Origin of the sequence: Empedobacter sp. UBA7611, assembly GCF_002484365.1 — a bacterium.
Lineage (GTDB): Bacteria > Bacteroidota > Bacteroidia > Flavobacteriales > Weeksellaceae > Empedobacter > Empedobacter falsenii_B.
The window spans coordinates 52,542-74,185 of sequence record NZ_DLJR01000046.1 but is presented as its reverse complement, the minus strand read 5'-3'; the positions used below and the strand labels follow the sequence as shown (position 1 = coordinate 74,185).

At 31.3% G+C, this 21,644-nt stretch carries 20 protein-coding genes and 1 pseudogene; 8 read left to right on the top strand and 13 right to left on the bottom strand.

Annotated elements, in window-relative coordinates; translation table 11 throughout:
• The first annotated feature begins 22 nt into the window (after positions 1-22).
• Both B3R94_RS07980 and B3R94_RS07975 read left to right on the top strand, forming a co-directional pair.
• Complete coding sequence (locus B3R94_RS07980) at positions 23-1,288, top strand: putative DNA modification/repair radical SAM protein (RefSeq protein ID WP_038335798.1); 1,266 nt, start codon at positions 23-25, stop codon at positions 1,286-1,288.
• Positions 1,288-2,049, top strand: coding sequence for a TIGR03915 family putative DNA repair protein (locus B3R94_RS07975; protein WP_038335797.1), 762 nt, complete (start codon positions 1,288-1,290; stop codon positions 2,047-2,049). The genes B3R94_RS07980 and B3R94_RS07975 overlap by 1 nt, the downstream gene beginning before the upstream one ends.
• A gap of 36 nt (positions 2,050-2,085) precedes the next feature.
• Here B3R94_RS07975 and ctlX read toward each other — a convergent pair whose 3' ends face one another.
• The 5 genes from ctlX to B3R94_RS07950 all read right to left on the bottom strand — a co-directional run bounded on the left by ctlX (position 2,086) and on the right by B3R94_RS07950 (position 7,705).
• A complete protein-coding gene (gene ctlX / locus B3R94_RS07970; RefSeq protein ID WP_038335795.1) occupies positions 2,086-3,024 on the bottom strand; it encodes a citrulline utilization hydrolase CtlX in 939 nt (312 codons plus the stop codon).
• A gap of 1 nt (position 3,025) precedes the next feature.
• Positions 3,026-3,940: a dimethylarginine dimethylaminohydrolase family protein gene (locus tag B3R94_RS07965; RefSeq protein ID WP_115000239.1), complete on the bottom strand. Its 915-nt coding sequence runs from the start codon at positions 3,938-3,940 to the stop codon at positions 3,026-3,028.
• Positions 3,941-4,018: 78 nt separating this feature from the next.
• Positions 4,019-4,996: an amidohydrolase family protein gene (locus B3R94_RS07960; RefSeq protein WP_125349365.1), complete on the bottom strand. Its 978-nt coding sequence runs from the start codon at positions 4,994-4,996 to the stop codon at positions 4,019-4,021.
• Between the two features lie 149 nt (positions 4,997-5,145).
• The gene (locus B3R94_RS07955; RefSeq protein WP_291099962.1) at positions 5,146-5,427 is read right to left on the bottom strand and encodes a hypothetical protein; all 282 of its coding nucleotides are present in this window, start codon (positions 5,425-5,427) and stop codon (positions 5,146-5,148) included.
• 43 nt (positions 5,428-5,470) lie between these two features.
• A complete protein-coding gene (locus B3R94_RS07950) occupies positions 5,471-7,705 on the bottom strand; it encodes a RelA/SpoT family protein (protein ID WP_291099959.1) in 2,235 nt (744 codons plus the stop codon).
• Positions 7,706-8,066: 361 nt separating this feature from the next.
• On the opposite strand from B3R94_RS07950, the gene B3R94_RS07945 reads away from it, so the two are divergent.
• Together B3R94_RS07945 and B3R94_RS07940 are read left to right on the top strand one after the other, a co-directional pair.
• Positions 8,067-9,974, top strand: a complete 1,908-nt coding sequence (locus B3R94_RS07945) for an AMP-binding protein (RefSeq protein ID WP_291099957.1) — start codon at positions 8,067-8,069, stop codon at positions 9,972-9,974.
• Positions 9,975-10,071: 97 nt separating this feature from the next.
• The gene (locus B3R94_RS07940) at positions 10,072-11,943 is read left to right on the top strand and encodes an Nramp family divalent metal transporter (RefSeq protein ID WP_291099954.1); all 1,872 of its coding nucleotides are present in this window, start codon (positions 10,072-10,074) and stop codon (positions 11,941-11,943) included.
• A 58-nt stretch (positions 11,944-12,001) separates the two neighbouring features.
• On the opposite strand, the gene B3R94_RS07935 is transcribed toward B3R94_RS07940, so the two are convergent.
• The 4 genes and pseudogenes from B3R94_RS07935 to recG form a co-directional block, all read right to left on the bottom strand.
• Complete coding sequence (locus tag B3R94_RS07935) at positions 12,002-12,520, bottom strand: ankyrin repeat domain-containing protein (protein WP_291099951.1); 519 nt, start codon at positions 12,518-12,520, stop codon at positions 12,002-12,004.
• 61 nt (positions 12,521-12,581) lie between these two features.
• Positions 12,582-14,105 (bottom strand): annotated as a pseudogene (locus tag B3R94_RS07930) (catalase).
• Positions 14,106-14,345: 240 nt separating this feature from the next.
• Entirely contained in the window at positions 14,346-14,510 is a 165-nt protein-coding gene (locus tag B3R94_RS07925; protein WP_181816300.1) for a hypothetical protein, read from the bottom strand.
• 179 nt (positions 14,511-14,689) lie between these two features.
• Positions 14,690-16,795 carry an ATP-dependent DNA helicase RecG gene (gene recG / locus B3R94_RS07920; RefSeq protein WP_291099948.1) on the bottom strand — a complete coding sequence of 702 codons (2,106 nt, stop codon included), beginning with the start codon at positions 16,793-16,795 and terminating at the stop codon, positions 14,690-14,692.
• 111 nt (positions 16,796-16,906) lie between these two features.
• Between recG and B3R94_RS07915 the strand changes: the two genes are divergently transcribed.
• Both B3R94_RS07915 and B3R94_RS07910 read left to right on the top strand, forming a co-directional pair.
• On the top strand, positions 16,907-17,500 hold the full coding sequence (locus B3R94_RS07915; RefSeq protein ID WP_291062488.1) for a thioredoxin family protein: 594 nt from the start codon (positions 16,907-16,909) through the stop codon (positions 17,498-17,500).
• A gap of 70 nt (positions 17,501-17,570) precedes the next feature.
• Entirely contained in the window at positions 17,571-18,131 is a 561-nt protein-coding gene (locus B3R94_RS07910) for a TlpA family protein disulfide reductase (protein WP_291091320.1), read from the top strand.
• A gap of 177 nt (positions 18,132-18,308) precedes the next feature.
• Here the strand turns inward: B3R94_RS07910 and B3R94_RS07905 are convergent, their stop codons facing one another.
• The 4 genes from B3R94_RS07905 to B3R94_RS07890 all read right to left on the bottom strand — a co-directional run bounded on the left by B3R94_RS07905 (position 18,309) and on the right by B3R94_RS07890 (position 20,531).
• Complete coding sequence (locus tag B3R94_RS07905) at positions 18,309-18,593, bottom strand: DUF1697 domain-containing protein (RefSeq protein ID WP_291091321.1); 285 nt, start codon at positions 18,591-18,593, stop codon at positions 18,309-18,311.
• 135 nt (positions 18,594-18,728) lie between these two features.
• A complete protein-coding gene (locus tag B3R94_RS07900) occupies positions 18,729-19,187 on the bottom strand; it encodes a lipocalin family protein (protein WP_291062484.1) in 459 nt (152 codons plus the stop codon).
• Between the two features lie 385 nt (positions 19,188-19,572).
• Entirely contained in the window at positions 19,573-20,025 is a 453-nt protein-coding gene (locus B3R94_RS07895) for a hypothetical protein (RefSeq protein WP_291099945.1), read from the bottom strand.
• Between the two features lie 23 nt (positions 20,026-20,048).
• The gene (locus tag B3R94_RS07890; RefSeq protein WP_291099942.1) at positions 20,049-20,531 is read right to left on the bottom strand and encodes a hypothetical protein; all 483 of its coding nucleotides are present in this window, start codon (positions 20,529-20,531) and stop codon (positions 20,049-20,051) included.
• A 302-nt stretch (positions 20,532-20,833) separates the two neighbouring features.
• Between B3R94_RS07890 and B3R94_RS07885 the strand changes: the two genes are divergently transcribed.
• Positions 20,834-21,235: a YfiT family bacillithiol transferase gene (locus tag B3R94_RS07885; RefSeq protein WP_313567190.1), complete on the top strand. Its 402-nt coding sequence runs from the start codon at positions 20,834-20,836 to the stop codon at positions 21,233-21,235.
• A gap of 28 nt (positions 21,236-21,263) precedes the next feature.
• Positions 21,264-21,608, top strand: a complete 345-nt coding sequence (locus B3R94_RS07880; RefSeq protein WP_038335765.1) for a hypothetical protein — start codon at positions 21,264-21,266, stop codon at positions 21,606-21,608.
• Positions 21,609-21,644: the final 36 nt, after the last annotated feature.

The following is a 21,644-nucleotide window of genomic DNA, read 5'->3' as shown; positions in this document are numbered from 1 at the left end:
ATTTTGCTTAAAGCAAAGTAGAATGAATTTTGATCGAATTAATGAAAAGTTGAGCATCTTAGCAGATGCAGCGAAGTATGATGTTTCGTGTTCATCGAGCGGAAGTAAAAGACAAAACCAAAACAAAGGCTTAGGAAATGCATCTATGTCGGGGATTTGCCATTCGTTTACAGAAGATGGTCGATGCGTTTCTTTACTCAAAATTCTATTAACGAATCATTGTATTTATGATTGTGCTTTTTGCGTTTCTCGAAAAAGTAATGATGTAAAACGTGCTGCTTTTACAGTGCAAGAAGTGGTTGATTTAACGATTAATTTTTATCGTCGAAATTATATTGAAGGTTTATTCTTAAGTTCTGGAATTTTCAAAAATACTGATTTCACGATGGAACGCTTGCTTTTGATTGCGAAAAAGTTACGTCTTGAAGAGAATTTTAATGGATATATTCATCTCAAAACGATTCCTGGAGCGAGTGATGAATTATTGAAAGAAGCTGGTTTATATGCTGATCGAATGTCCATAAATCTCGAAATGCCAACAGAAGAAGGACTTAAATTAGTTGCACCAGAAAAATCACACGAAGATGTAAAAAAACCTTTAGGATTTATTCATCAACAACGAGTTGAGTTTAATGCTGAACGAAAATTAATCAAATCTACTCCAACCTTTGTTCCTGCTGGGCAATCTACACAAATGGTAATTGGTGCAACGCCCGAAAATGATATGCAAATTATGTATACAGCAAATCAATATTACAATGATTTCCAGTTAAAACGTGTGTATTATTCAGGTTTTATTCCAATCAATCACAATGATAATATGTTGCCGTCTATCGGAACTCAACCACCTTTGTTACGAGAGAATAGACTGTATCAAACAGATTGGTTAATGCGTTTTTATCAATTTGATGTAACGGAGATTCTTAATCAACAAAATCCTCATTTGGATACTGATATTGATCCAAAATTGAGCTATGCTTTACGAAATTTACATCTTTATCCGATTGATATTAATACAGCCGATTATCATTTAATTCTACGAATTCCGGGAATTGGTGTTCAATCTGCGAAGAAAATTGTTACCGCTCGAAAGTTTGGGAAAATCTATTCTTATCAATTAAAACGTCTTGGAATTGCTTACAATAGAGCAAAATTTTTCATGACGTGTGCAGATGATCAATTTCAACAAAAAGATTTGCTTGGTTCGCAAATTAAAAATAGAATTTTGAGTTTTAGTAAAAGTAAATATCTTAAAAATCAGCCAAATCAATTAAATCTTTTTGACTAATGGAAATTTATGTTTTTGATAATAGTTTTGAAGGTTTTTTAACGCTGATTTTTGATTATTATGTTAGAAAACCGAAGCAAATAAAAGTAGTTTCTGAAAGAGATTTTTTACCATCGATGTTTGATGAAGTTTATACTGTGATTACAGATGAAACAAAAGCAAAAAGAGTACATAAAAAACTAAAAGACAAACTAAATAAAACCAGTTACAAAGCTATACAAGCTGTTTTCTTGTCAGAAGAAGCTGAAGCCTACGAAAAGCTGTTTTATTATTGTTGTTTAATCATAAATGAAACAGCTGCAGTTCAATTAAATTATGGAAATGATTATGTTTTTTATGTCATGAAAATGTATCGATCAGTTCATCGAGAAAAGCATCATCATGAAGCATTTATCCGTTTTGAAAAGATTAATCAAGATTTATTTTTTGCGAAAACTGATCCAAAATATAATGTTTTACCTTTAATTATTAATCATTTCAGAAAAAGATATGCTGACCAGAATTGGATTATTTACGACACGATTCGAAAATATGGAATTTATTATGAAAAATCTTCTGGAAATGTTCAACAAATACAATTAAATTTTACACCAAAATCTTCAACTGCTCTAACTGAATACATTGATGTAAATGAAAATTTGTACCAAGAATTGTGGAAATCTTATTTTAATTCGACAACAATCGAAGCAAGGAAAAATTCGAAGTTACAAATCCAAATGATGCCCAAACGTTTTTGGAAACACTTGACAGAGTATAACTAAAAAAGGCTACGAAATTTGTAGCCTTTTGTGTATTTTTTATTTCTTTGGTAAGAAAACTTCCGCCATCATACAACGGGCACTTCCTCCACCTAATTTTTCAATCAAATCTATCTTAACAGGTAAAATTGGGTTATAAGCCTCAATTTTAGAAATTTGTTCTTGATTAAGCGAATTATAAGCCGTTTGCGACATCACCAAATATGATTGTCCTAAACCACCTACTTGCAACATATTTCCAGCAAATTGATGCATTTGCGCTTCTGTAATTGCAATAATTTCTTTTCCAGCTTCTAATAAGTACTCACAAACCGCTTTCTTTTCTTTTTTATCATCGATAGAATCTAAACAAATAATCGCATATTTATCTGCAATACACATCATTACATTGGTGTGATAAATCGGTTTACGTTCTCCATTTACAGTTTGATTCGCATGAAAAATAACTGGTGTATATTCTAATTCCTCACAAAATTCAATCAATAAATCTTCGTCAGTTCGTTGAGAAATACATGCATAAGCCAGTTCATGTTCACGATCAAGAATAATACTTCCTGTTCCTTCCAAGAAAATTTCGTCTTCTTCTGCCGATGTAAAGTCAATCACATCATCTATATGAAAACCTTTTTCTTCCAACAAACTCAATACATCTTCCTCACGACGCTCTTCTCTCCTGTTTTTTGCAAACATCGGATACAACACTACATTTCCGTTATCGTGAAAAGAAATCCAATTGTTCGGAAAAATAGAATCTGGCGTATGTGGCGAAGCAGTATCTTTGATCGTGATAACATTTACACCTTTCGAACGCAAAGCAGAAACCATTCCTTGAAATTCTTCTAACGCTTCTTTCTGAATATCTTCTTGAGAATCTGTTGTTTCCGTTTGGAAATAATTATTAACAGCCGTTTCTGGATTGTAATAAAAAGCTGTTGGCTCAACCATCAAAATAGTTGATGTATATTGTTTTTGTTTCATGTTATTTTCTGATTAATGGCATTGTAGAACATCTCAATAAACCTCCCATTTTAGAGACTTCTCTGTAATTAATTCGTTCCACTTTTATGTTCCATACATTTTCTAAATGATCATTTAAACGCGTAAAATTTTTCTCAGAAACAACAACTTCAGGAGAAATTGAAAACACATTAGGATTCATCCAATACATTTCTTCTTTTGTCACTTCGAATAAATTTTCTTTCCCAAAAATATCGACAATTTGCTGATATTCATGCTCAAATAAAAAGCCGTCTTTATAAATAATCGCTTTATCTTTCCCAACAGGATTAAATGTACAATCTAAATGTAAAATTCCTTCGTAAGGATCTTCATCATTCTTTTTCAATTCAAAATCCAAGACGTTTTTATTGGGAAATTTAGCTTTGATATACTCTACAAATTCAACATTTGTGCGTCCTGTTTTATAATTTTTGAAATCAGCTTGTTTGTACGTTCCAACAAAAATATAGTCGTTATACAAAATTACATCGCCACCTTCTACATAAACTTCTTCTGGTAACGCATTGATTTTATTTCCTTTGAATTGACGTTTTATTTCGCGATAGGCTTGTAATTCTTCTAAACGATCTGGAATAATATTCGCGATAAAGAATTCATCTTCAATTACAAAACCGACATCACGAGAAAAAACTTGATTACAATCTTCGATCAATGTTGGACGTAAAACTTCAACATTATATTTCTTCAAAACTTGTTCAAATTCTGACATTTCCGCAATCAAATCTTCTTCTTTTGGATAATCGTTATTCTTTACGGTTTCATAAGATTTTGCATCGAACGTCTGATCAAGTGTAGGATTAGCTCCGTTAGATTCTGCTCGACCCAAGACTACGGTTTGCAGTTGAGCCGTTTCATTCTGTACATTTAATCGCATAATTTATTGTGGTTTTTAATTTTGTGTTCCAAAAAAAATCCCGCAATTGCGAGATTTAATTTTGTATAAATATACATTTTATTTTTGAATTCCTAAAGCTTTCAAGCCATTTACTGTTGCAATATTCGAAAGTTGTTCTACATCATAAAAGTGGCAAGACTCCAGCATTACACGCAGTTCTGTTAACAAATGACCATCAGAAAAAGGTTTGTAAATATCATTAATATTATCTGTTCCGAAGGCAACATTAATTCCTCTTGGAATCATTTCATCAACTGGCGTTACTGAATTGTGCGAAGGTGCCAAACGCTCTGTACGATTGTGATCTATCCAAGCAGTTGGACAAGAAACAATGTGCATATCTGCTTTTTTAATTAAATCATATAATTCGTAACGATATTTTCTTGGATGAGCCGCTACAGAAATTGAGTGAACCGCAGAAACTTTTCCTTGCATTCCGTGTTCAATCGTTTTCAAAGCTAATTGTTCCGTTTCTTTTTCTTCGTCTGTGTTAAATTGATCAACATGAACGTGAACCAATTTATTTTTTGCTTTTGCAGTTGATAATAAAATATCTAAATGCTCATCTTCTCGACCGAAATCTTTTGCAGGTAAACCTCCGATAATATCCACAAAATCAGAAGACATATCAAACCATTCGCGCGCTTTTGGATCGATAACTCCTTTCAGTACTTGGTTTGCAAAACGCATTTCGATGTCTTTTCCGTAATTATCTTTTAAGCGTTGAGCCGCTTGTATACTACGATCTTCGATCACTTCATCCGCATCAATAAAAGAACCAATTGCTTGACAACCTTGCTCTAACATGAAATTAATCGCTTTTTCCATACGGAAATAAATATCATCAACAGATGAATTGCGTTTCATGTCATCAACTAAATGCCATTTTTCTTTTAGGTAAGAATTAGATAATGCGAAAGTGTCCGAAGTCAATGAATAAGCTCTGTCTAAGTGTGAATGCGTATTAACCCAACCTCCTTTTTCGTTGATTTTTTCAAGTACTTCTTCAATTGGATTATAGTTTTGTTTGTTCATCGTGAGTTTGTTTGTTTTCGGGATGTAAAATTAACAAGATTATTCAATAGAAATGAAGCGATATTATCAAAAAGATTTGTGTAACTTTGTGCCTTTGTTAGTAACATCAGCGAATAAAAAAGTCCAACATATCGTTGGACTTTTTCTATTTATGATTCTTTCTCTTTTTTCGAAACAACTTCAATTTTTCCGTTTGGATATTTTTTATCTGTTTTGATTACAGTAATATGTTTAATATCATCAGAATTCATTTTAGTAAAAACACTTTTTTCAACTCTTTCTCCATCTAGAAAGTAGGCTGGTCTACTATTTTCATACTCAGAAATAGATATTGAACTCGGTATAATTTTATTTAAACCTTTTTCATTTGTTTTTTCTTGTGCAAAACTCAGCATTGGAAGAAATGCAAAAGCTAATAATATTTTTTTCATAAATAGATAATTTATATAAAGTTAAACAAATATTTTATAAAAACTAATTTTTATATGTTCGTTTTACAGATTGAATTCCTTCAATATTTTTCAATTCCATCATAATTTTTTCTAATTCGGCTTTATTTTTAACAGAAACCGTAATCTTTCCATCAAAAATACCTGCATCTTCAGACAAATTAATACTATGCATGTTCAATGAATTATTTTTCGAAATAACTAACGTAATATCACTCACCATTCCAGCGCGATCCAATCCTTGTAACTCAATTAACGCTTTGAACTCTTGTTGAGAAGAATCAATCCATTTCGCTTTTATAATTCTGTACGCATAATTTGCTTGCAACGAAACTGAATTTGGACAATCTACCTTATGTACTTTTATTCCTTTTGAAACTGTGATAAAACCATATACTTTGTCACCTGGAATTGGATTACAACAACTCGCTAATTCGTAATCTAAACGCTCTTCATCATTCCCAAAAACAAGACTATCTAATTTCGTTTTGTCTACAGGAATATCATCTTTTTTAGTCGTATTAAATGTTGATTTTCTGAAACGGTTAATTAATCCAGTAAAGCCTGTATTTCGTTCCGCAAATTTGCGCAAATCGTTGTTGTCAATAATTCCCATTGCAACATTATAGAACACATCTTGACTCGAACTTAACTTAAAGTATTGCTGTAACTGATTAATCGTATTTTCACTAAAATCAACCTTTAAGTGTCTTAATTTTCGTTGAATAATTTCTTTTCCATCTTCTGCAACTTTACGTTTATCTGAGTTTAAAGAAGCTTTAATTTTACTTCTCGCTTTACTCGTTACAACATATTCTAACCATTCTAATTTTGGTTTTTGTTGCGTTGAAGTAATGATTTCTACTTGATCTCCACTTTGCAATTGATGCGACAATGGATACAATTTTCCATTCACTTTTGCACCCAAACAATGGTCACCAACGTTGGTGTGAATAGAGTAAGCAAAATCCAACGAACTTGCTCCTTTTGGCAACGAATGCAAGTCTCCTTTTGGCGTAAAAACATAAATCTCTTTGGAGTACAAATTGAACTTGAAATTATCCATAAACTCAATCGCATCCTTTGTATCTTCTTGCTCCAACATTTCACGAACTTGATGAATCCATTCATCAACTTTCGTTTCGTCATCCGAGACATTTTCTTTGTATTTATAATGCGCAGCGATACCCATTTCGGCAACTTCGTCCATTCTTTCAGAACGAATTTGTACTTCTACCCAACGCGCTTGTGGTCCCATAACCGTTACGTGAAGCGATTCATAACCAGTTGTTTTGGGTTGAGAAATCCAGTCGCGCATACGTTTTGGATTTGGAATAAATAAATCCGTTACCAACGAATAAATTTTCCAAGCTAAAAATTTTTCATTCTTTTTGTCCGAACGATAAATTACACGAATCGCAAACAAATCAAAAACTTCCTCGAAAGGAATTCCTTGATTAATCGTTTTTCGATAAATTGAATTGATTGATTTTGAACGACCTTTTATCTCAAATTCTAAACCTTCGGCTTCAAGTTTTTCTGAAATAGTCTTACAGAAATCATCAATGTATTTTTTTCTTTCGGCTTCAGTTTCTGTTAATTTATGTTCAATATTAAAATATGCATCTGGTTTAGTGTATTTCAAACTCAAATCTTCTAGTTCAGATTTGATGTTATACAATCCCATTCTGTGAGCCAAAGGCGCATATATAAAAATAGTTTCGGATGCTATTTTTAACTGTTTATCCTCTCGCATACTTTCTAACGTACGCATATTGTGTAAACGATCGGCAATTTTGATCAAAATCACACGCACATCTTCAGATAAAGTCAGTAATAATTTTTTATAATTTTCAGATTGTATCGAAACATCTTGTTTATTTAAGACAGCAATTTTTGTTAATCCATCTATAATTTTTGCAATCTTTTTTCCAAAAAGTTTCTCAATATCTTCTAACGTATATTCAGTATCTTCTACTACATCATGCATTAAAGCCGCAGAAATTGATGTAGCACCAAGCCCAATTTCGTCAGCAACAATTTTGGCAACAGCAATCGGATGATAGATATATGGCTCGCCTGTTTTTCTACGCTGATCTTTATGCGCATCAACAGCCAAATCAAAAGCTTTACGAATCAGCTTTTTATCTTCATCTGATAAAGTGACATATGTATTTTGAAGCATCTCTTTATAACGTCTCGTTATCTCAATGTTCTCTCTCTCTAATTGTTCGTCTGTAATAACATGAGGCGTATCCATCTTTCTTATGTTTTTGTTGATTTAGAAAAAAGCTTTAATTCCCTTTATTTATCTGCTTTCTTCGAAGGATTAAATATACAATATTTTATTTTTTATTGACTATAATATTCAACTGATTTTATCACGTTTTTTAAGTCTTTATTTTTAATCAATCTAATTTATAACGTACTTTTTACACTATTAATTTAATAATAAAAGTTGATTAATATAATCTGATTTTATCAATTTACAATTATATACTACTTTTTATTGTATAGTTGATAAATAATTAACTGTCCTAAAACAAACATTTTAAACTTTATTATTAATTCTAAACATTTTTCTAACTTAACAAAACAAATAAAACACAGCACACACATAAATGGATTACAAAACTTTATACTCAAAAAGTATTGAAGAACCTGAACTTTTTTGGAAAGAAGAAGCGCAGAAATTAGCATGGTCAACTTACCCTGAACAAATCTTAAAACAAAATGAAAACGGATATTATTCGTGGTTTGTTGACGGAAAAATAAATATGAGCCGTTTGGCTTTGGAGGAAAATATAAAAGCTGGACGCGGAGAACAATTTGCTTTAATTTACGATTCTCCTGTTACAGAAGTTGTTCAAAAAATTACGTACAATCAGCTTTTAGAAAAAGTAAGTCGTTTTGCAGGAGGTCTTACATCCTTAGGATTATCAAAAGGTGATACAGCAATTATTTATATGCCTATGATTCCAGAAGCAATTGTTGCGATGCTTGCTTGTGCGAGAATTGGTGTAATACATTCTGTTGTTTTTGGAGGTTTTGCAGCGCCAGAATTAGCTATTCGTATTGATGATGCTCAACCTGATGTTATTATTTCTGCGTCTTATGGAGTAGAAATTAATCGTCAAATCAACTATAAACCATTGATTGATGAAGCAATTGAATTAACACTTTACAAACCAAAAAACATTGTCATTTTTGAACGTCCAAATCACACCGATGATTTATCAGCAGAAAACGTTCATACCTATGATGAAATGTATCAACATCAACCTATAGAACCTATCGAAGTTCCAAGTACACATCCATTATATATTTTGTATACTTCTGGAACAACTTCTACGCCAAAAGGTGTCGTACGCGATACAGGAGGTTATGCAACTGCACTAAATTCGACAATGAACTATTTTTATGATTTAGAACCAGGTGATACAATTCTTACTGCAAGTGATATTGGTTGGGTTGTTGGACATTCCTATATCGTTTATGCGCCGTTAATTTATGGTGTTACAACGGTTATTTATGAAGGAAAACCAATCAAAACTCCTGACGCTGGAGCTTTTTGGAGAATGGTTGAAGAACATAAAATCAAAAATGTTTTCACAGCTCCAACAGCAATTCGAGCAATTCGAAAAGAAGATCCAGAAGGAAAATTATTCCAAAAATACGATACATCAAGTCTGAAACGTTTATTCTTAGCGGGAGAACGTTGTGATACATCTACTTATTATTGGTTAAAAGAAATTTCAAAATTGCCCGTAATCGATCATTGGTGGCAAACAGAAAGCGGTTGGCCAATGTTAGGAATTTGTGCTGGAGTCGAAAATATAATGCCTGAACCTGGTGCAGCTGGATTGCCTGTTTTTGGCTATAATATTAAAATTGTTGACGACGAAGGTCAAGAAAATGATACGCGAGAAGAAGGTTCTATTGTGATTCAGCTTCCACTTCCTCCTGGTTGTATGACAAGTTTATGGCGAAATGAACACCGATTTATAAAAGGTTATTTTCAACAATTTCCAAATCATTATTTAACTGGTGACGGAGGTTTTAAAGATGAAAATGGTTTTGTATTTATTACAGGTCGAACAGATGATATTATTAATGTTGCTGGTCACCGATTAAGCACTGCAACAATGGAAGAGTTGGTTTCTTCTCATCCTGATATTACTGAATGTGCAGTTGTAGGAATTAAGGATGAATTGAAAGGTCAAATTCCAATCGGATTGATTGTTACAAAAGAAAATGCATCGAAATCGGAAGAAGAAATCGAAAAAGATTTGATTGCTTTATTACGCAAAGAAATTGGCGGAATTGCTTGTTTCAAAACATCTATAATAGTTAGCCGATTACCAAAAACGCGAAGTGGAAAAATATTACGCAAAACTTTATCTCAGATTGCAGACGGAACACCATTCACAATTCCATCTACAATTGATGATGCTACAGTTTTAGATGAATTAATTCACGAATTTTCAAGAAGAAACGTAGGTCTAGCCTTTGCGATTTCGTCAATATAATCCATTTTATTCATTCACTATTTCAAAAGCAGTAATTCCTACTATTACTGCTTTTTTTATTCATTTTTACATAAATTTGAATTAGAAATATCATTCAATGCCAAATCAATCCAAATCATTAGAAGATGTGCACGAAAGTGTTCAAATCAAAAAAGGAAAGTTTAGAAAAATCCTAAGTTTTTTTGGACCTGCCTACTTAATAAGCGTTGGTTACATGGATCCGGGAAACTGGGCAACCGATTTAGCAGGCGGCAGCCAATTTGGTTATACTTTGATTTGGGTTTTATTGATGAGTAACATAATGGCTTTGTTATTACAAAGTTTATGTACACGTTTGGGAATTGTTCGACGAAAAGATTTGGCGCAATGTAACCGAGAAACTTATCCGAAAGGAATGAATCTCATCTTGTATATTTTAGCCGAAATAGCTATTGCAGCTTGTGATTTAGCAGAAATTTTGGGAATGGCAATTGGTCTAAATTTACTTTTTGGAATAGATTTGATCTATGGTGTTTTAATCAGTTTCTTAGACACTTTTCTCCTACTTTATCTTCAAAAATTAGGCATGCGAAAAATGGAACTTTTCATTGTTGGTTTAATCACGATGATTGGTTTATGTTTTTTGACGGAAATGTTTTTAGCAAAACCAGATTTTGGAGAAGTTGCAAAAGGATTTATTCCATCTATTCCAAATAGCGCTGCATTGTACATCAGTATTGGGATTATCGGTGCAACTGTAATGCCTCATAATCTTTATTTACATTCTGCTCTCGTCCAAACGCGGCAAATAAAACGAGATGATTTTTCAATCAAAAAAGCACTCAAATATAACTTTTGGGATAGTGCAATTGCTCTAAATTTAGCCTTTTTTGTTAATGCTGCAATCTTAATTTTAGCTTCATCCGTATTCCATAAAAATGGCTATCACGATGTTGCTGAACTAAGTGATGCTTATAGACTATTGGGAACAACTTTAGGAACAGATTTGGCTCCAAAATTATTTGCAGTTGCTCTAATTTTAGCTGGACAAAGTTCAACAGTTACAGGAACTTTAGCTGGACAAATTGTGATGGAAGGATATTTACATTTGCGTATTAATCCTGTTTTGAGAAGAATTTTAACTCGATTATTAGCCGTTGTTCCAGCTGTTGTGGTTATTCTTATTTTTGGCGAAAAAGAAGTTGGATCTTTATTGATTTTCAGTCAAGTTATCCTGAGTATGCAATTGGCTTTTGCAGTAATTCCGTTGATTCATTTTGTGAGTGACAAAACAAAAATGGGGAATTTTGCAATCAATACAACAACCAAATTTTTTGCGTGGATAATCGCTTTTATTATTTCATTTCTGAATGCGCAATTGGTGTATGAAGAGGTGAATAAATGGATGGCAAATAGTGAATCTTACACTTTAAATATTTTTCTTGTAGCATTAGAAATCGGACTTTTAGTTTTATTATTGCTGACATTTTTTATTCCAATTATGTTGAAGAAAAATGAAGAAAATCAAAGAGAAATTCATGAACCATTTGAGAAGTTTACATTAGAAGAAATTTCGAATCAACATTTCAAAAAGATTGTGGTGGCGTTAGATTTTTCGAAAACCGATCGAAAAGTCATCAATTATGCAACACAATTAGCTACTACTGAATCTGCCATTATTTTGGTTCATATTGTTGAAAGTGCTTCTGCGAAATATACGGGAGAGCGTACGAATGATGAAGAATCTCTATCAGATTTGAAACGTTTAGAACAATATGCAGAAATCATTCGACCTTTGTTTAATGAAACTAAAATCGAACTAGGTTACAATAATCGAATCAATTCGATTGCTGAAATTTGTAAACGAAATCAAGCAGATTTGTTGATTGTTGGTTCGCACGGACACCGAGGTTTTATGGATTTTATTTTCGGAGAAACGATTAATAAATTAAGACATCGCGTTAATATTCCGGTGTTTATTGCGAAATAATAAAAAGGCATTCAGAATTTCTCTCAATGCCTTTTTGATTAGATTAAAAATATAAAAATTATTTGACCGATAATAACTCGATCATTTCTTTATTTTCTTGTAAAATAGCATGATCTAAAGCAGTTTTACCATTATTATCTTTAATGTTTAAATCTGCACCAGCTTCAATTAATTTTTTGGCAATTTCGTTTTGACCAAATGTTACAGCAAAAATCAAAGCAGAAGCTCCATTGAAATTCACTTGATTGACATCAGCTTTATTCGCAATTAGTAAATTTGCCATTTCAGGAAATCCTCTAAAAGCTGCGCCCATCAACGCATTATTTTCAGATAAATCTTGCGCATTAGGATTTGCCCCTTTTGATAATAATACTTTTGCAGCGTCTGAACTATTGTTATAAATCGCTAAAATTAAAGGTGTGAATCCGCGTTGATTTGCTTCATCTACATGCTTTCCATTCGAAATTAATTCTTCTATTTGCTTCACATTATTTTCTCTCGCCGCACTAAACAAATCTTGTGCATAAATTGAAGAAAAACTGAATAGAAATAAGGCTAAAAATATATACTTTTTCATGATAATATTGATTTTATGAAAGTCATGGAGTCGAACTCAATCGACTCCAATCCAATAGAAATTATTTTGGTAAATATTGCTTTACATCGTTCATAGAAGTATTTGTAGCCTTCATCAAACGTGTTCCATATTCTGTATTTGCTTGGTAAAAATGTGCAATCATTTTATGAACAATTACTTTATTTTTAACCGCATTCAAAGCTCCTGATAAATTTTTGATTAAGTTATCTTGATCTTTTTTAGAGAATGATTTGTACAAATCTCCAGCTTGCACAAAGTTATTTTCTTTATCAATGACGTGCTGAGTTGTTGTTGCTCCCGCAGGAAAAACAGATTTTGAATACTTAAATTTTGCATTGTCTACAACCTCAGGAAGATTAGTTGAAGGTTGATAATTTACATCACCTTTTTGCTCTCGGATCGAAATATAACCATCTTGATTATATGTTTTCACACTGTTTTTTGGCGCATTTACAGGAATTTGTTGAAAATTACCCGTTAAACGGTGACGTTGCGTGTCAAAATATGAAAACAAACGACCTTGTAATAATTTATCTTCAGAAGCTTCAATTCCTGGAACCAAAGAGGCTGGAGCAAATGCTGCTTGTTCCACTTGTTGAAAATAATTCGTTGGATTTTCATTCAATGTCATTGTTCCAACTTTAACTAATTTTGCAACAGATTCTGGCCAAATTTTCGTTACATCAACAGGATTGAAATCTAATTTATCAAAATCTTCTCGTTTCAATAATTGAACATATAAATCCCATTTCGGAAAATTTCCTTTCTCAATTTTATTACGTAAATCTAATGTTGCATGCTCAATTGCAGTCGATTGAATTTTATTCGCTTCTTCTTGCGTTAAATTTTTAGTTTCTTGTTGAGGAACCCATTTGTATTTCACATAAGTTACTTCACCTTTTGCATTTACCCATTTGTAAGCATGTACACCATTTCCTTCCATTTGACGAAAATTTGCAGGAATTCCGTAATCTGAAAACAATCACGTTAAGATATGCGTGGACTCTGGTAAATTAGAGAAAAAATCAAATACACGATTTGGATCAGATGCGCCATTTGTTACAGGAGATGGCCTGAAAGCATGTACCATATCTTGGAATTTGATCGCATCCCGAATAAAGAAAACAGGTAAATTGTTTCCAACTAAATCGTAATTTCCTTGTTCTGTGTAAAATTTAACAGCAAATCCACGTGGATCACGATAAGTTTCTGGTGAACCTTGTTGATGCGTTACAGTTGAAAAACGTACAAATAATGGTGTTTTTTTACCAGCTGTAGACAAGAAATCAGCCATCGTTACATCAGAAAAATCTTTATCAGCTACAAATTCTCCGAAAGCTCCAGCTCCACGTGCATGAACAACACGTTCTGGAATACGTTCTCGATCAAACGCTGCTAATTTTTCAATTAAATGAATGTCTTCTAGTAAAACTTGTCCATTATTTCCGATTGTTTTAGAATTTTTATTATCTCCAACTGGAGCGCCTGTGTTTGTTGTAAATTGTTGCGCAAATCCAATCGTAGAAAGGAATGCTAAACTTAATACTAAACTTCTTTTGATCATAATTATATTTTTATTCTTTATTTATCATTTTAAGACAGAGCAAAACTAAACCGGATACAATTATAAATCAAATCTATAAAATCTATGATATATAATTAATTTTTATAATAATTACAATTCAATTATTTATAAGGAAGAAAAAGGTGATATATTATTTCGCAATAAATGAATAAATAAAAATGATGAAGAATTTTAGAAATAAAAAAAAACCGCTTATTTAGCGGTTTTGAGAGATATTATTTAATTTTTTCTAAATCGTTGAAAAGACATAGAAGGTTTAATTTTTATCGATTCATTAGCTATTAATACCATTAAATTCAAATGCTGATTGAACATCCATAGTGAATTTCCTTCAACCTCTACTCCTTGTGGAGTTCTGATAAGTTCTAAATTTGTGTACATCATAATCTATAATTTTTTGGTTGACGCTAATATTGTGTTAAAAATAATTTTTAATGTTAATTTCATTTAACACAACTGATAAAATTAAAAGTTTCTAATAAAATTCAGTGTTTTATATTTGTTTTTAAACAAACATAAATTATACCAAAAAATTATACAAATCGTTTCCTTAATGTTAAATTTTAAGAAATTTGACTCCATCCTACTTTATCTTTATGATTTTCAATAAAATATTTTTTTGTTGGTTCGTTAACTGGTAAAGAAAGTGTTGGATCTTGTGAAAGAATAGCTTCTACACATTTTCTTGCAGCATACAAAACCTCTTTGTCTTTCGCTAAATCAGCAATTTTAAGGTTGAGAACTCCACTTTGTTGCGTTCCCATCATATCACCAGGACCACGCAATTCCAAGTCAACTTCCGCTACCTGAAAACCATCATTAGTTTCACACATTGTCTGAATTCTACGTTTCGAAACTTCATTCAATTTTCCACCTGTCATCAAAATACAATACGATTGTTCCGCACCACGACCTACACGACCACGAAGCTGATGCAATTGAGAAAGACCAAAACGTTCAGAATTTTCAATAATCATCACCGACGCATTTGGGACATTTACACCAACTTCTATCACAGTTGTTGCCACCAAAATTTGGGTTTCATTATTTTTGAAACGATTCATTTCAAATTCTTTATCCGCAGGTTTTTGACGACCATGCACAATACTTATCGCATATTCTGGCAACGGAAAAGTACGAGAAATACTCTCGTAACCATCCATCAAATCTTTCAATTCTAACTTTGCTGATTCTTCAATTAGTGGATAAACCACATAAATTTGACGACCTTTCGCAATCTCATCTTTCATAAATTTGAAAACACTTAAACGATGCGCATCCGTTTTATGAAGCGTTTTAATTGGTTTTCGTCCTTTTGGCAATTCATCAATCACCGAAACATCCAAATCGCCATACATTGTCATCGAAAGTGTACGTGGAATTGGTGTGGCTGTCATCACTAAAATATGTGGTGGTAGTTTAGCTTTTCTCCAAAATTTAGCACGTTGAGCGACTCCAAAACGATGTTGTTCATCAATAATCGCTAATCCTAAATTCTGAAAAATCACATTATCTTCCAACAAAGCATGCGTCCCGATAATGATTTTAAGTTTTCCATTTTCAAGATTTTCTAAAATTGGTTGACGCTTTTTCTTTGTCACCGAACCAGTTAATAACTCAACCGAAACATCCAAACCATTCAATAATTCTGTAATACTTTCGTAATGTTGTTGCGCAAGAATTTCTGTTGGTGCAATTAAAGCTGCTTGAAAACCATTGTCGACAGCAATCAACATCGTTAATAATGCAACCATCGTTTTTCCAGAACCAACATCACCTTGCAACAAACGATTCATTTGCGCAGGTTGACGAAGATCAAAGCGAATTTCTTTCATCACTCTTTTCTGTGCATTTGTCAATTCAAAAGGTAAATATTCATTGTAAAATGTATTGAAATAATGACCAATTTCTGGGAAAGGATTACTTCTATTCTTTTGTTTATTGACTGCTTTTTGAGAGAGATTTGCAAGATTTAGAAAGAAAAATTCTTCAAATTTCAGACGACGAATTGCTGCATTTAATTCCGTTATATCTTTTGGAAAATGAATTGCTTTTAACGCATCATTTCTTCCAACTAACTTATAATGATCGAGAACATTTAAAGGTAAATTCTCAGGAATATCGATGTTTTCGGCAAAAAGATTCATCATCATTTTTTGAAGAACACGATTCGTAATTCCTTTTTTCGTCAACTTTTCAGTACTCGGATAAACAGGAAATAATCCAAGCGGAATATTTTTAGCGTCTTCAACTAATTCAATTTCAGGATGTGTAATACTAAAATTATTATTGAACACATTTGGTTTTCCGTAAATCACAACTTCTTTGAAAAGATCATTTCTTAATTTCTCCTTTTGCCAAGAAGAAACTTTGAACCAAACTAATTCTAAAGTTCCAGTTCCATCTTGAAATTTCCCAACTAAACGTTTTACTTTTCCTTGGTTAATTTCTTCTAAATGAATAATTTTACCTTTCAATTGAATTTCGGCAGCTGTTGAAGAAATTTCAGAAATTTTATAGAATTTCGATTTATCAACATAACGAAAAGGAAAATGCTGTATCAAATCTTCGTATCTAAAAATTCTGAATTCACTTTGCAGTGTTTTAGCACGCTCAGGTCCAGCACCTTTTAAATATTCTATTGTTTTTTTTAATGGATTTTGATACATTTTTCTACTTTCGAAAGTCGCAATTTACCAAATTTTAACGACAAACAATGTCATCATTGTTACAAAATAAGCTCGTAGAATTGCTTTATATTTGTAACAAATTAGAATCAAATGAATTTAACAGAATACATCAACAAAGGTTTATCATACGAAGATTATATCACACGCGTTGAAGATGATTTGGAAAACGAAATCGAAAACGATGATCCGAAAGAATATGTACAATATTATGCTTTGGGATTGCAACGCATGAACAGAATTTTTAAAACATTCAGTTTAAATCCTGCTCAAGAAACACGCGTTAAATCAACTACAAATAATTTAAAATTATTAGTAATTACAGAAGGTTGGTGTGGAGATGCATCTCAAATTTTACCTGTTGTAGAGAAATTAGCAAATGCGCTAAATGTTTCGACGCATTATGTTTTACGTGATGAAAACATGGAATTAATGGAAAAATACAAAACAAATGGAGCAGCTTCTATTCCGATTATTATTGGAGTGAATGATGAAAATGAAGAAGCTTTCCGTTTTGGTCCTCGTCCACAAGCTGGAATGGAAATGTTGGCGCGTTTCAAAAGTAATCCTGATACGTATTCGGCAGATGATTTTCACGAAGATTTACAAAAATATTACAACAATAATAAAGGTGAAGATATTGTAAATGAAATTTTAGATTTGATTGACGAAAACATCGGTAATTAATCATTTTTTTCTATTTGTTCAACTTGATATTTGTTCGCATCTTTGTGTAAGATTTTATTGAAAAAGAAAAATGAAAGGAAATAAGCAAATTATTTTTGCCATCGTTGTAGTTGTCGCTTTAGTTGCTATTATGTTTACGCCAATTGGTACATTTTTTAAAAGTAAATTGGAAGATAATAGTCACGTTGCTGGTTCTGATATAGAATTAACAGAAAGTGATTATGATATTGATTTAATTGGTCATAACGGCGCTGCGAATACAAACTTGATTGATTTCAAGAAAAGTGGTGAAGTTGTTTTTCTAAATTTTTGGGGAAGCTGGTGTCCTCCTTGTGTTGCAGAAATGCCAACAATTCAGAAATTGTATGAAGCAAAAGGACAAAAAGTAAAATTTGTATTGATTGCAATTCAGGATAAACCAACAGTTTTTAATCCTTTTTTACAAAAAAATAATTATACAATGCCAGTTTATGAGCCAAATAGTCCAATTTCGAATAATATGTTACCAAAGGTTTTTCCAACAACTTATATCTTAAATAAAAAAGGTGAAGTAATGTTGAAAGAAACAAAAACGAGAGATTGGAACGATAAAGAAATTAATGATTTATTAGATAAATTAATCGCTGAATAATTTCATTCAAAAAGATAAAAAACCGTTATTAAATGATTAATAACGGTTTTTTTTATATCTGTATTTAATTATCTTTTTAATTTTCTCTCATCAATGCCAATTGCAATAAAGCAGTTGTTGTATTTTGATTACGTGTAGTAGCACTTACATTAAATAGATTTTCGAAAAAATTATTGGTCAATTTTGTTTTTCCGTAACCAGAAGGATAATACAAATAAACGACATCATCAGCAATAAAATATTGTCCATCTTCAGTTTTCGAACTTTCAACTTTTCAGTATTTATTTCCTCAGGTTTATTTGCCAAAAACGTATAATACAAAAACTCTTTATCGATGCTCAAATCCTTTAAAAATGGATTATTCTCAATAATTTTTTTTATTTTCTTAATTATCGAAATCAAAACAGGAACTTTAAAATCTAATGATTCTACAATTTTATCATGAATATAGTCTACCTTCATTTTATTAGAAACTATTTAATTCTAAACTAAATATAAGGGATAATTTCAAATTACAAGAATAAAAAAAGACCTAAATCCACATTAAATAAAAGGTATAAAATTAATAATTTGAAAATTATTATTATAAATATTTCTTTATTCTTGATGAGAAGTAAGTAAAGAAGTCAATTCATCAGCCAAATTAAGTTCCGTAAGTTTTAATTTGATTGCCGAAATTTGTTCTTCAGTTGGAATTTTATTTTTTATTAAAACGTCATAACCTTCAGCAGTCAAAAGGCTTTTATCAAAATAAATGATAAGCCACTCTAATTTTTCGTCAAAATAAATAATTTCCCAATTACTTTTAAAAACACTTTTTAATCCATTTCCTTGCCATCTGAATTTTGTATTTTCATCGTCTAAAGGTTCATCTTTCCCTAAAATGCTTTTTATATATCCGTTATGTAAATAGTTCACTTCGTCCCTTAAATAAAATTTACCTTCTTTTTCTTCTTTCATATATGTAAAAGTTGGTCTTATTTTATCCCCAGACAACCACATTTTAAAGTTCGTAAAAATAACATACCACGTTCCTTCTATTCTATCTAAATTCATTTATAATTTTTTAAACTTTTTGAATGAAAAAATCAAACCAAAAGGTAATTTTGATTGTTAATTATTAATTAAATGTTTAGGATTTAGAATTATATAATTAGCACAAATTACTTGCAATTAGTGATGGTTATTTGCTATAATTATTACCATTATAATTTTGTATTTAAATGTTGCTATTTGACATAATTTAATGATCTATAAACCTCCTTATTTACCAAAATTTTTAAATTATTTAATTAGTTTTATTTATATAGGAATCTATTAGAACAACAATAATTATCTATTTCAAGCAATTATGAAATTAAATGATGGAATTATTTGGAGTAATTTACATTACTTTTCTGTCTTTCGCTATTACAAGTTTCCTAAGGTTAGATGGGTAAAATTACGAATAAACTTTACGTTTAATAATTTTATTTCGTTTTCTTTTCTTAAAAATAATTCGAATTAGTCGATAACCATACGTTACCTTTTTATTTTTTGTGATAATTGGGAATGCCATTGTGCACATCAACGAAATGCAAGCTGTTGTACCTAACGCGCCTCCATAACCATTGAAAATTTTGCTCGTATAATGCAATAAAACTGCAAATAAAATTGGAGAGAAAACCAACGAAAAGTAACTGATATTTATGGTTGATGATACCATTCCAATGAAAGTTCCGCCAATTACATACAACGGAATATTTTTGGTATAAAACTCAGGTAAAATTGTCGGAAAGAAATAGAAAAATCCACCAACAATCATCGCAATCATCGCTGAGGCACGAACTGGACCTTGTTTGAAACGAATATTTAATTCGTACGTTGTTAATGAAGCTATTATTGAACACATCATTAATATTAAAAATTCAATAATCATTATCCCGCAATTAATTTAAACAACAACATACTCAATAAAACACCGATAAACGCTAACGTTCCCAGCTTTCCTCCCACACCAACAAATAACGATTTTGTAGCAAAAAACAACAAGGCTGTAAAAACTCCAGCTGTAATAATCATCCAATAAACATACTGAAAATCAAGCGAAGTCATCCCAATGAAAGCGCCACAATAAACAGGTCCTGCAATTTGTTTTAAATATTCTGAACGAGGATTAAACTTCGTTAAAAAAGAACCTAAAGTTCCGATAATTCCAGCTGAAAAAACGCCTCCTAAACCAAGTTGATTATTGATTAAATACGTTATAATTGCCGCTATAGGAATCCATAAAACTAATGTTTTTCGATCAAATGAATATTCGGGATGATGTAACGGAAATTTGCGGTAAACAATTAGCAATAAAGCACAAATCGCAACAATAATATATGGCACAACATAATGTTCTATCCGCTCGTTCATTATCGCAAATAGAAACAAAAACTGAATTACAAAAATAATCAGTATAGTAACAAATTTTATGATGCGTTTAGTTTGCACAATTATTTTCTTTAAGTTGCAAAGTTAGTGACTCGTTCTAACAAAATAGAATAATTTTTATCAGTAAAGTTGTAAAATTTATTAAATTTAAGAACAATATGAAAACACTAGAAAATTTAAAATATCCGATTGGAAAATTTGAAATTCCAGCATCATTTAATACAGAATTTATTGAACAATGGATTTCAATAATTCGTGAGTTTCCATAAAAAGTTCAGAATGAAATTACCTCTCTTTCAGAAGCTGAATTGGAACAAGAATATCGTCCTGAAGGCTGGACAATTAGACAAGTTGTGCATCATTGTGCAGATAGCCATATGAATAGCTTTATTCGTTTTAAACTAGCTTTAACCGAAGATGTTCCGACAATAAAACCTTACGAGGAAAATATTTGGGCTGAATTAGAAGATTCTAAAAATCTTGAAGTCAACATTTCAGTCAATTTGCTATTTGCGCTGCATCAACGTTGGGTTGTTTTGTTAAATTCGTTTGTTGAAAGCGATTGGGAGAAAAAATTTCGTCATCCGGAAACAAATCAATTGATTGATTTAAAAACAAATCTTGCGATTTATGCTTGGCATTGCAATCATCATTTAGCGCATATAAAGCAAGCTAAGAAAAGTTAATGTATCTTTGCACAACATTTTGTAACCAATGAAATACATCAATTATTTTCTATTATTTTTATCTACAATCATTAGTATTTTTCTATTTTTTGTAAGCGCGAATCAAATTGAACTTGTTCCGAATAAAAATGAAGGTTATAAAGGTGAACAAATTATGCTGATTGAAAAATCGAATGATATACGTTTTGTGAAAAATATAGCTGAAACTTCGGTGGAAAAATATGATGTACTATACAATCAATTATCAGATTTTGCAGCAAAAATGAATACGTGGATTATTTTATTATTCATCCTTCAACTTGCAATGGGCGTACTTTTCTTTCTACAATTTCGAAAAAATAAAATAAAAAATCTCAAGTCAATACAAGATTAACTTGAGATTATATTGACTTAAATTATCACAAAAACA